General features: G+C 30.7%; 8 protein-coding genes. 2 read left to right on the forward strand and 6 right to left on the reverse strand.

What is annotated here, in order from left to right; all coding sequences use genetic code 11:
- Positions 1–567: 567 nt before the first annotated feature.
- The 3 genes from H593_RS0115015 to H593_RS0115025 form a co-directional block, all read right to left on the reverse strand.
- Entirely contained in the window at positions 568–1299 is a 732-nt protein-coding gene (locus tag H593_RS0115015) for an endonuclease domain-containing protein (RefSeq protein ID WP_028873185.1), read from the reverse strand.
- A 240-nt stretch (positions 1300–1539) separates the two neighbouring features.
- Entirely contained in the window at positions 1540–2112 is a 573-nt protein-coding gene (locus H593_RS0115020; RefSeq protein WP_028873186.1) for a hypothetical protein, read from the reverse strand.
- A 118-nt stretch (positions 2113–2230) separates the two neighbouring features.
- On the reverse strand, positions 2231–3361 hold the full coding sequence (locus H593_RS0115025; RefSeq protein ID WP_028873187.1) for a tyrosine-type recombinase/integrase: 1131 nt from the start codon (positions 3359–3361) through the stop codon (positions 2231–2233).
- A gap of 92 nt (positions 3362–3453) precedes the next feature.
- On the opposite strand from H593_RS0115025, the gene H593_RS0115030 reads away from it, so the two are divergent.
- Positions 3454–3846: a hypothetical protein gene (locus H593_RS0115030; RefSeq protein ID WP_037052588.1), complete on the forward strand. Its 393-nt coding sequence runs from the start codon at positions 3454–3456 to the stop codon at positions 3844–3846.
- Positions 3847–4265: 419 nt separating this feature from the next.
- Positions 4266–5459, forward strand: coding sequence for a serine hydrolase domain-containing protein (locus tag H593_RS0115035; RefSeq protein WP_028873189.1), 1194 nt, complete (start codon positions 4266–4268; stop codon positions 5457–5459).
- A 166-nt stretch (positions 5460–5625) separates the two neighbouring features.
- Here the strand turns inward: H593_RS0115035 and H593_RS0115040 are convergent, their stop codons facing one another.
- From H593_RS0115040 to H593_RS19440, 3 genes are all read right to left on the reverse strand, one after another.
- Positions 5626–6813 (reverse strand): BaiN/RdsA family NAD(P)/FAD-dependent oxidoreductase, encoded by a 1188-nt coding sequence (locus tag H593_RS0115040; protein WP_028873190.1) that lies wholly within the window; start codon positions 6811–6813, stop codon positions 5626–5628.
- Between the two features lie 182 nt (positions 6814–6995).
- Complete coding sequence (locus tag H593_RS20185; RefSeq protein WP_157588886.1) at positions 6996–7745, reverse strand: DUF6090 family protein; 750 nt, start codon at positions 7743–7745, stop codon at positions 6996–6998.
- Positions 7746–8287: 542 nt separating this feature from the next.
- The coding region (locus H593_RS19440; RefSeq protein WP_157588888.1) for an IS30 family transposase at positions 8288–8586 on the reverse strand (299 nt) is incomplete at its 5' end.

Consider the following 8586-nt stretch of genomic DNA (forward strand, 5'->3'; position numbering starts at 1 on the left):
CAACGTTACGTGTATAGAATGTGCGTGTTTGTACAAGAGGATTTTCCGAAGGAAAATCAGAAGTTAGCAAACAGAACACAATCATTTAGTTAAGCACCAAAATAAGCATTTTTTATACATATTGTTAGCGGTCGTTATTTTGTTTCACTAGTTGAACACATAACTAATGATCCGTGCAGAAGATCAGTCCGTCGCAAGAGTGTCGTAATGATTCGTAAATCCGTTGAGTACTATTATATAAAAGTGAGATTTGAGATACGCAACAGTTGCGTTTTGATAGATTCCGATAGTCATATTAGATTTCGGTCATCCACAAAAAACCGAGTACGTTTTTACCTCTTATTTTAAACCACTTTAGAGTGATTTAATTTTTTTTGGAGCTGAGTGAGCAATGACCGCTAACGTCTAGTATATGAAACGTAGCGTGTAAAAAAACACTATCGTTTCGCATTATACACGAGCCGAATTTTTAAATTTTTCTTTTTATCTTTATTTTTCTAAAAGCCAAATTTAAAAATTTGGCGATCTTCGAAAACACACAAAAACCTTTCGGAAAGCCTAGAATAGCTATGTTTTATATACATTGTTGTAAACTGGCTTTTCTATCCACTTTTTAATTTCAGTCACAATTAAATCCGTATTTTCATTCACGTCTTTTCCTGTATATCTCAAAACTTGGAAACCTAATTCTTGTAACTTTCTATCAATTCGCTTGTCTCTTTGAGCTTGTTCTTCAGTTCTTTCGTGATAAGTATGCCCGTCCGTATAAACACATAATTTAACTCCTTTCTTCTCAATGTAAAAATCCGCAACAGTCAATACTTCTTTAAAATTATTTTTCGGATTATCATAAGTTTTTCCTGCGATGGATATATTCCCGCCTTTCCAATTTAGAGGATATTGGGACTCAAATCGGATGTGTTTTTTGTTCAAAGCAAGAAATAATTTTCTTTCGAGTGGACTTTGTAAATCGAAAATACAAGTCAAACAATTGTGTGTTAATTTATAACTACATTTTTGACATAATTCATCTTCTGCATAATATTTGTCAAGTATTTTTGCTTTATCGTTCGTAATATTCAGCTTTTCAGCAGTTGTTGTTTTTTCTATTAAATCAGAAATTTCGTCACGTAACTTTGTCAATTCTTTAAGTCCGCAACGAATAGTTTTATTCCAATTCTGTCCTTTCTCAGAAACAGAAATCAAGTATTCCGTTCTTATGTTTTCGGAATTGTCATTCGTTCCTAAATTCCTATAAGCAGTTTTTATTTTTTCAATTTCGATTGGTATTTTTGCCATATTTCAATTCAATTACTGGTGTTTGTTTAGCTTGTTTACAACGTCTCCGTATATGAAACGTAGCGTGTAAAAAGACACTATCGTTTCGGATTATACACGAGCCGAATTTTTAAATTTTTCTTTTTATCTTTATTTTATTAAAAGCCAAATTTAAAAATTTGGCGATTTTCGAAAATACACAAAAACCTTTGGGAAAGCCTATATTAGCTATGTTTTATATACATTGTTGTGTGCAGTTTTTTATTCCGATTTAATTTGTTCCGATAAATATGAAATTTTAGGGTTTTTCTTATTCACTAATATTTCAATTTGCTTTCCGTTCTTTAATTCTCCAATTTTTTCAAGAATTACATCTCGTTCATAATTTTCATTCTGATAGTTATAAGAGAATGAAAGAACACTCAAACTTTCTTTTTCAAACGTTTTAGTTATTATTCCGCTAGTAAAATCGAAGTCATTTTTGTTTAATATTATTGGTTTTGTATAATCAACTTCTGAAATTTCAGGGTTTGATTTAGAGTATTTAATTCTATAAAATTCTCCGATATTAAAAATTCTCGAACTTAAAGGTCGAGTTTCGTATTTTATTCCGTCAACATTATATTCGAGAAAGTTTGTTTTCGATTTGTAAGTATTACTTCCAATAATTTTACAAAATGTAAACTCAAAATTTTCAGACAATAATTTTTCTCGATTTTCATTGTCGTAATTTTTGTAAAAGAAAAAAGCACAGACAATAATTCCGAGTAAAAGTATTTGCAGATAAATCTTTTTCTTTTTTTTCGGTGTTAAATTGTCTTTTTCTATTTTCATTCAGTTTTTGAGGTCTGTTGAGTAATTGCACACAACAATAGTATATACAACATATGTTATATATACACCCAAATATAGGATATATATAACATATGTTGTATATATCTCAATTATATTCTTAATCGTCTAGAGGGTTCTTTATTTTCTTAAAGGTAGTCATCGCAACATGGGTGTAAATCTCTGTCGTTTTAGAAGAACTATGACCTAATAAAACCTGGATTTGCCTTAAATCAACTCCATCTTCTAAAAGGTGTGTTGCAAAACTATGCCTTAGCATATGCGGCGTTACAGTAACTTGTATCCCTGCTTTTATTGCCGCATTTGTTACTACTCTGCCAATACTTTGACCAGAGTATTGTTGTCCATAGATCCCTTCAACAATGTATTTTTTGGGTTTCCATTGTTTGTAGTATTCCCGTAAATCTCTTAATAAAGTGTGCGAAAGTATTGTATAACGATCCTTTTTGCCCTTAGCCGCTTCAATGAGTATTAACATTCTTTTGCTATCAATATCAGTTATTTTTAAATTAACTAATTCGTTTCTCCGCATTCCAGAAGAATATAAAAGACTTACAATGCATTTGTGCTTCAAATTATTTGTGTGCGTTATGATTTGTAAAACATCTTCTTTTGATAGTACTTTTGGTAATTTTTTTTCCTTTCTAGGTCGTTCTATTTGATAAAACCTATTGGGCATACCTAGCACAGACTCATAATAAAATTTAATACTGTTAATTGCTATATTTATATAAGAATCAGATTTGTTTTCTTGAATTAATTTAAGGATATACTGTCTAACATCATTTTCATTGATTTGTATCAATTCTTTAGTATTGTGATAGTTTATGAATGTTTCAAAGGCAATAATGTATGATTTTACAGTATTATTAGCATACTTTTTTAATTGTAACCTATCTAAATATGGAGTAGGACAATGCCGGAAATTTTCTGGTAGAGAGCGTTTTCTAAACCAGGTAATATCTATTGGTTCATTATTATTGTTTAATGGCTTTTTATCAAAAAAGTAATTACAATTTACCCAAACAACACCACTAAAAATTTCGAATATTTCGTTAAGGTTTTCTTTTGAGTTAAGAATGTAAGCCATGTTAAATTCAGTACTCCATTTTACGTCTGGTAGCCCTTTGACAAGTGCCTGAATAATTTTGTCTGTGTTAAATTGTAGTCCGACGTATCTTTTACCTTTAATTAAAAGATGTTTTAAAGTAACACTCCTTCCCTTTTCCATAAAGTATTTTTATGCAATTTACTGGATGTAAATGATTTAACCGTATCTTATACGAATGGGATGCGTATAATATTCACTTAATTTTAATATATATGAGATTTTATAAAACATGTTTGTTTTGTAACAAGCAATTAGTGGGTAGAACAGATAAAAAATTTTGTGATCCACAATGCAAAAGTGGCTATCAATACCAACAAGCAAAAGAACAGCCTGAGCGGTTTTTTGATAAAGTAGATAACCAGTTAAAGCGCAATCGTAAAATTTTAAAGGAATATAATAAAGGAGGTAAGGTAACGGTAAGAGATGAAATTTTAAAAGAAAAAGGATTTGATCCCAATTTTTTTACGCACTATTGGAAAAATCAAAAAGGGGATGTGTATCTATTTGTTTATGAATTTGGGTTTTTAAAAAGAGAAGAGCATAATATAGGTAAATATATTCTCGTAAAATGGCAGGATTATATGCAAAAGAATATACCAACGTAATATCTTCTTTCATCACGTACACAAAATCATGAATACGGTTTTTAAAAAGGAGCAGCTTGAATACTCAGTGTTTCACTTTTACAAGCGGTCAGGGTCATTGTCATAACCCGAAAGTCATTGGTTCGATTCTAGTTTCTGCTACTAAGAAGCTCTTTGATAAATCAAGTAGCTTTTCTTTTAGTATCAATTGATGATTATGTCACAATCGAATATAAAACGAAGCGAGCTAAACCAGTTCTCGGTTCCAGTCAAATTTTCAACTTCTTTTGTTTTAAAAGCTTTTTAGAAATAAATGGGCCCTTTTTTATTTAGGAAATGTTAGATAGAACAATAAAATCACAAAGGTTACATAAATATAGTAATAAAGTAAGACGAGCATTTTGAAATTACTAACTTGTTCCAAATTTTACTAGCTCCATTTGAAAAAAAATATTAAAAAAATCTCCGCAGTTCTCTTAGTTATCTTATGCGCACTTTTATTGATTATAAACTCTTCATCATCTAAGAATGTAGATGAAGGAATTACAACACTCATTAAGGCCGAGTCAAAAGAGGAATCTCCTATTTTAATTGAGAGATACTCTGAAAAGGAAACAAAAGATGTGCGGCATAAATTAGATCTGTTATTAAAACGTATTAATAAAAGACATGATTTTCATGGAGCAATATTAGTAGCGAAAGGCGGGAAAATAGTCTATCAGAATGAGATAGGGTATGCAGATTTTAAAAATAAAATTCTGCTAAACAAAAAATCTATATTTCAATTAGCATCTGTAAGTAAACAGTTTACGGCAGCCGCTATTATGCTATTGAGTGAAAGGAATAAAATTAAGCTGACAGATACAGTAAATGCCTATTTTCCAGGTTTTCCTTATGAAGGTGTGACCATTGAAAACCTTTTAAATCATACCGCTGGATTACCAAAATATTTTTGGGTAGCAGAGCATAAATGGCAACAAAATAAGGCGCCTACAAATACTGAAATGATGGCTTTACTTGAATCGAGTAATGTGCAGCGGTTTTACAAACCAGGGCGTAAATTTGATTATTCTAATACGAATTACATTGTTCTAGCTTCTATTGTCGAAAAAGTTTCTGGGACTTCTTTTAGCTCATTTTTAAAAAGCAATATTTTTGAACCGCTACAAATGAAACAGTCGTATGTATATAGTTTTGAGAATGATAGTATTAAAGAAAATCAATTAGTTGGGTATAGATTGTATAGAGGATGGCGTCATCTAAAAATTCGAAGTACCGTAAATGACGCCATTGTTGGTGATAAAAATGTATATACGACTACTGAGGATTTGTTTAAGTGGACACTCGGGTTAAATACTGAAAAACTACTCACAAAAAAGTCCTTGGACCTAATGTATGCAAAAGGAGAAACTGTTTACGGACGAGAAGTACCATATGGCTTTGGGTTTAGAATTAATTCTAATGGACAAAAAAGCATCTATCATCATGGTAAATGGAATGGGTTTAGTACAGGACTCACAAGATATTTAGAAGATGATTTGGTCGTCATTGTTTTAGAGCACACTAGTTATAATGCAATAAAATCCCTTAATAAAGAAATAAAGAAAATCGTTACAGAAAATTTTGGTATTTAATCGTGCAACAACGTTAAGATAGACATCATTTTTTACTTAAAACTAGTAGAGAGGAAGATTTGCTTAAATTTCAAAACTCAATGATTTTAAAACAAAGGTTTATCAACTTATTTAGGCTTGATAATTAAAAGTACTCCACTACTAAATAAACGTAATCTGTTTAAAATTAGTTGTTTTTATTTAAATGTTTAGCTAAATACACACCAGTACTCGCACTTGCTTGCAGCAGGTATCCACCCGTTGGAGCGTCCCAATCTAACATTTCTCCGATACAAAATTGATTGGACATGTTTTTAAGCTCAAAATTTTCAGAAATGGCATCTAAATCAACTCCTCCAACTGTGGAAATTGATTCGTCAATAGATGCTGTATTTATTATTTCTAAAGGAAATTTTTTGATCTTGTTTGTTAATAATTCCCTACTTAAATAGGACTCTTTAGAAAGGTATGTTTTTAATAAATCGATTTGAGGTGTGCTTAGCTTGAGTTCTTTTTTTAAGATCTCAGTAGTGGTCCTATATTTAGATGATTTTATTTTATACTTGATATTTTCTAATGTTAACGAAGGCTTGAAGTCTACAAAAACAGTCGCTTTTGAAGTTGCATTCAACTGTTCTCTAATTGGTGGGCTTAGTCCGTAAATGGAGTTTCCTTCTAATCCAAATTTAGTAATAACCGCTTCTCCTTTTTGAGTAATGTTATCGCAAGAAATAGAAATGTTTTTTAAAGGAATACCTTCGTGCTTTTCAATAAAATTATGTTTCCAATCAATTTGATAACCGCAGTTTGAGGCTTGAAATGTTTTTGTTTTAATTCCTTTTTTAGAAAAAGTATCGAGCCAGTTTCCGTCAGACCCAGTAACGTTCCAACTTGCTCCGCCTAAAGAAAAAACGGTGTAATCTGTTTGTATCGTTTCATTATTAATAATTGGATTGCTATTATCATCCCAATTAGAAAAAATATGTTGATACTTAATAGTAACCCCTTTTTCTTTGAGAGATTTCAGAATTGTATTTAGTACTTCAATAGGCTTAATTCCGTTTATTGGATATACTCTTTTACTGCTTCCTATGTATGTTGGGATTCCAATATGATCGAGCCAATTTCGAAAATCAATATTGGTGAAATCGAGTAGGGCCTGGTCTAAAAATTCATTCGGAGTGTAACGCTTAATAAACTGCTCAATCGGTTCTGAATGAGTTAAGTTGAAACCACCTTTACCGGCAACTAAAAACTTACGTCCAGATGTTTTATTTTTTTCATAGATGGTAATATTGAATTTTTTAGCATCTAAAAAAGCAGCTAATAAAAAGGCTGATGGTCCGCTGCCTATAATAGCAATCTGTTTTTTCATGAAACAAAAATAGTGGTTATTAATGTTTAAAGCATTTTTATTAATCGCATATAATGATTTTATACATGATCAGGTACGTCTTTTAAGGGCCTAATTTAGCAAATACAACCTGAACATAAAATCCTCACGGGCTTTCGTAAGCAGTTAACTAGCGATATGTTAGATACGGTGTTGAGATTTAGTTATTGTTCAATTTCTTTTTTAATCCACACAATTGTTAAATCCACATTATTCAATATTTGAATTAGTTGCTCTTGTAGGCCAACATTATTAAAAGAGGCTAATGTAAATCCGTTTTTTATTGCTTTGCTTTTTAAGGCAACAGCAATGTCTTTTTCGGATAATTCTATTTTTATATTAGGGTTAGACCATACTTTAATCCCGTCTCCATAATCTATAATTTCAGAATAGTGACTGTACAGGTAAATACCATAATCATCATACATGTGTTCTCTAACCGCAAATAATTCTTCATAGGAGGCAGTAATGTCAAGAAGTGTATTTCTAATATCTGCATTTTTAATTATGGAAACACTCCCAGAATTGACGAGTTCTTTAAATGCGATATTTCTTGGGTAATGAGCTTCCCAATAAAGCACATTTGTCCAATGGGAATAATAATCTGACAGCTTATCTATTTTTACGCCTTCATAATAGCTAATCATTATTTCTGCTGAAGCTACTTTGCTTATTCTTCTTTCAATAATCTTATTTAATCCAATTTTATCTTTTTCAAGGTCTTGAAGTATGTTTTCGAGAATTATTAGTTCCTGTTGTCTGTTTTTTTTGTTTTCGTTCCAATTATTAATTTGAAGTGCAATCAAAATTCCAACAACGACAAGAATGGTTTCGCCAATGGCGTATTTAAGATACTTTCCGGTCTTATTTTTATTCATAAGGTCATAGCGTGTTTGTCTAAAGAATTTTATCATAGGTTATTGGTTGGTCAGAATTCAGATAGATTCCTAATGTTATTTACATTTCATCCCCGTTTTTGTTAAAATTCAGATGACATTAATAAAATTTCATTTTATGGTTCTCTGTGTTTTATTTTAAATGATTACTGAAATTATCAAATATTTTGAGCTGTAATTTCCATAAATTGTGGTTACAAATCCCTTATCAAATTCCAAAGAAATCACCAAAGTTTTAGTTCTACATTGATAATTAGCATTAATATAATTATTAATTCTACCATAAATATTTTCTTGTAATTTTTGACCCACTTTTTAAGTCCTAAGTCAGTTGTAAAGCTTATAACCGCAACTACTAAGAGACTAATAGCAGTGAAAACTTTACCAGCTTGCACATTCGTAGTTAGAATATAAATCGCATAGACTAACAATAAAATAGTTAACATTAGAAAAGGTATTATTTTACCAAGCATTTTTTTGTTTTGTAGTTAACCTGTTCATGTATTAAATTTAGCAGTTTTAATATTATATTTTTTCTATTGGATCTAAAGTTGCTGAGTTCAACCCATAAGTGCAACACACTTATTATTTAGGACTTCAATAGGGTTATTATAATTAAACTTTCTAATTGGTCTGTAATTTAGTAATTTTTCTACTTCTTTTATTCTCTTAGCTGAGACTTCTCTAAGGTCTGTTTTCTTTGGAAAAAATCTTCTTATTACACCTATTCTGTTTTCGACAGTTCCCTTATCTTGAGAGGTATATGGTCTTGTGAAGTATGCTTTTACATTCACGTCTTTTGCTATTTCACCATGCCGAGCAAACTCCTTTCCATTGTCAAATGTTATTGTCTTAATCC

Source organism: Psychroserpens burtonensis DSM 12212, from assembly GCF_000425305.1.
Lineage (GTDB): Bacteria > Bacteroidota > Bacteroidia > Flavobacteriales > Flavobacteriaceae > Psychroserpens > Psychroserpens burtonensis.

Bases quoted from the DNA above. Each gene is read 5' to 3' on its own strand.
- H593_RS0115020 (WP_028873186.1), bottom strand. From the start codon at position 2,112: ATGAAAATAGAAAAAGACAATTTAACACCGAAAAAAAAGAAAAAGATT.
- H593_RS20185 (WP_157588886.1), bottom strand. From the start codon at position 7,745: ATGATAAAATTCTTTAGACAAACACGCTATGACCTTATGAATAAAAAT.
- H593_RS0115030 (WP_037052588.1), top strand. From the start codon at position 3,454: ATGAGATTTTATAAAACATGTTTGTTTTGTAACAAGCAATTAGTGGGT.
- H593_RS0115015 (WP_028873185.1), bottom strand. From the start codon at position 1,299: ATGGCAAAAATACCAATCGAAATTGAAAAAATAAAAACTGCTTATAGG.
- H593_RS0115040 (WP_028873190.1), bottom strand. From the start codon at position 6,813: ATGAAAAAACAGATTGCTATTATAGGCAGCGGACCATCAGCCTTTTTA.
- H593_RS0115025 (WP_028873187.1), bottom strand. From the start codon at position 3,361: ATGGAAAAGGGAAGGAGTGTTACTTTAAAACATCTTTTAATTAAAGGT.